We start from the raw sequence: 3,077 nt of genomic DNA on the forward strand, positions 1-3,077 counted from the left end.
ATTCAAAACATCGAATAGTTTTTCAGCTTCGGCGATTCAGATTAAGTTGATGACGATGGATAAAAACACGGAAGGCACCATGGCCTTCCGTTATCTAATTAACTCACAAAGTAACCATGCAGGCTACTTACTGACACTGATCATTTCGTTGAAGTACTCGACTTGCTGTTCCATGCTCAGACTTTGATTATTTGAACCCAACGCCCAGATAAAGAAACCACCGTAACCATTCTCTTTTTGCCACTTGGCACGGTTGAGGTTGTTTTCACGGCTCTCCACAAAATTGCCGTTTGGACCCCACTGGCTATTGATCGTATTGCCCAAAACAATTTTCGACTTATCTCCAATGTATTGAGCGTAATTGGCCATCGCGACATCATAGAGGAAGTTTTGGCCGGCGTCATAGGTCATGACGTTGAAGAAATCGAAATCGTTCTTGGTTGCTTGTAACAGATCGATCACTTCACCATGGTGAGACGAGCGACCTGATGGCTCAACGTAAGAACAATTTTCAAACACACTTGAATCCATGCATGCCACAGGATCAGCACCGACATGGTATGTGGTCAGCGACAACACTTTATTGTCTCCCACTTTTTGGCGTATCAGTTTAATCAATGCGGTTAGGTCTTGGTTCTCTTTATCGGTAATGCGCGCTGCTTTCTCGAAGTCGAAGTCAAGACCATCAATTTGCACATAACCCGCTAATTGGTACTTGCTGTAATCACATTGGCCATCACCACCCGTCGCAAGGCAGTCACCCACTACCTCTTCTGGTTTTAGGTTCTTCTTATAGACAGGGAAGGGTTTGTTGACCAATTCAACGAGGCCATTGGCCACCGCCTCCCGATTTGCATCGCTACCAATCGCAGACCAAATACTTTCATAAGTTTGACCACCAAACGCGACCATCATGGTGACATTGCTATTATCGTGTTTTAAGGTTGACCACGCTAAGTACTGAGATGGCATCCAATCTGGGTTGTAACTTGGTGGGGTTACCATGTCATCAGAAATCGTAATGTTGCCGCTAGCATCCCATTTACCGAACGATAATAAATAACCGTCACCTTCAGAATTAAACAGTTTTTCATAATCGTTTAATCCCCAAGAAGTGAGATAACTAATGGCACGGTCTGGGTTATCGGCAAGGCCACCACCACCGGTACTCTCTTTCACTGTAATATTGGATGGGGCTGACATTTGCTCTTGATTAGCACTGTTGAGCGCCTTTGCGTAAATAGCGTAGTTGCCTGCTTGCGCTCCAATCCACTCATATTCATAAGGTGCTTCGGTGTCTTGATTCAGCACCTTACCGTTGGCAATAAACGTCACGGACGTCACCTCACCTTCATAGCTCTTAGCATCCGCTTTGATTGAGATCGCTCGGCCTTCAAAGAAGCTTGAACCGTCTACAGGGGAAGAGAGTGACACCAGCAGATCTTTATCAGTAATGGCAATCGAAATCGGTGCAGTTTGAGCACTTGCGCCTTGATCGTCATACGCGGCAACCGTAAGTGTGTATTGTCCTTCAACTTGAGCAGGCACAGTGATGGTATAGAGATCGCCCGAAGAAGAGGTGGATGTTGCAACGACTTCGCCATTCAATTGAACATCGACACGCGCCACTTGGGTATCGTCGGTCGCCTCAACGACCACCTCAAATGGCTGATTAGGTGCTATTTTTTGTCCATTTTCTGGCGATTGAACATGCACTTCAGGAACAGGGTTAGGATCGCACTCACCAACGTCATTCCATGCATCTTTCCATGCATCTGGATAATTTGGATGCCCAGTACCCGGTGTCCATACTGGGTTACCACACCAACCTGCGATTTTACATGCGTAGATATGGCCAATATTGGTTACCTCATCTCCCACTTGATAGCTCACGCCATCTTGGTACTGAGCAACGTCACCGCAACTACCACTCACATCAGTAACCGTAATCGTCAGATTTTTTTGTGTTACATGCCGTTCATCATCTTGCGCTTCAACACGTAATGCAGCGCTTCCGGCCGTTTGAGGGGTCCAGTCACAAGAGAACACTTGCTCTGTTTTGGCATCGATACTGCAAACTTCGGTGTCATTAGCAAAAAATTTAACGGTAGCCAGATCATTATCAGCATCGGTCACTTCAGCAGAGATCGTCAGACTTGTGCCTTGTGGGTGGGACGATCCCGCTTCTGGGGAAATGAACTCAACGACCGGAGGATTAGGCGCCGTCGATTCTGACTCGACAGAAACAGGCACGCTTTGCTCAGAGAGCTTATCGCCTTCCTCATTGAACGCGATAACTGAAATGGAAGCGGCTCCTATCTCTTGCGGTTGCCACACTTGCTGATACTCGGTGACACCTTGCTTTAATGGTTGTTGAGCAATTTTGTCTTGGTTAGCCCAAAACTCAAGCTTACCAGCACTCTCACCATCAATACGAGCCATAATGCTGACGTCTGTGCCTGTGTATACCACTGAATTTGGCGCTGGAGAGAGAATATCTAGCGAAAAATCGGGCGGTGGTGTGATGCCCCCTTCCATTTTCACAATAACAGAATCTTCAAAAGCACTCAGGTTTTCCAATGAACCAGCAAAAGCGATCGTCAAGGAGAGTGATTCTGAGGCATTCAGAACGCTGTCAACCCAAGCACCTTCAGGGAATTTAAGCGCCACTGAATGGAGAATACCGCCTGCTTGAGCGGTATGAGATAAACTCCACGTAGGATGGGATAGCGCCGATGATTGCCAACCTATATCGTTAATCGCAACGGGTAATACAAATTCGATGACCGCATCGTGCATATCCGCTGACTCTGATCCTGTATTTTTAATCGCTAAGGTGTAAGTGCTCCACCATTGCCCCTCTGACTCAGCAACCGCATCAGCGCGAAACTCAGCAGCAATAGTCTGAGATATTGGATTTAAAAGTAGGCCAGAGAAAAGGATGGTTAGGCCTAAAGCCCGATAATAATTTTTATCGGCCACTGAGACTGGCGTGTTTTTTTGATTAAACATTATTTTATACCCTTATATTAAATTTATAATATTCGGTATGTTTATTAGCACCACCACCAATAATT

1 protein-coding gene is annotated in these 3,077 nt (G+C 46.0%); it reads right to left on the reverse strand.

Annotation, left to right across the window (positions count from 1 at the left end):
* Positions 1 to 123 precede the first annotated feature (123 nt).
* Positions 124 to 3,012, reverse strand: a complete 2,889-nt coding sequence (locus tag AACU59_RS16835; RefSeq protein ID WP_094145842.1) for an Ig-like domain-containing protein — start codon at positions 3,010 to 3,012, stop codon at positions 124 to 126.
* Positions 3,013 to 3,077 lie beyond the last annotated feature (65 nt).

Origin of the sequence: Vibrio sp. V23_P3S9T160, from assembly GCF_963886625.1 — a bacterium.
Lineage (GTDB): Bacteria > Pseudomonadota > Gammaproteobacteria > Enterobacterales > Vibrionaceae > Vibrio > Vibrio anguillarum.

What these genes read in the sequence shown, in the direction of transcription:
- AACU59_RS16835 (WP_094145842.1), bottom strand. Translation starts at nt 3,012, where the DNA reads ATGTTTAATCAAAAAAACACGCCAGTCTCAGTGGCCGATAAAAATTAT.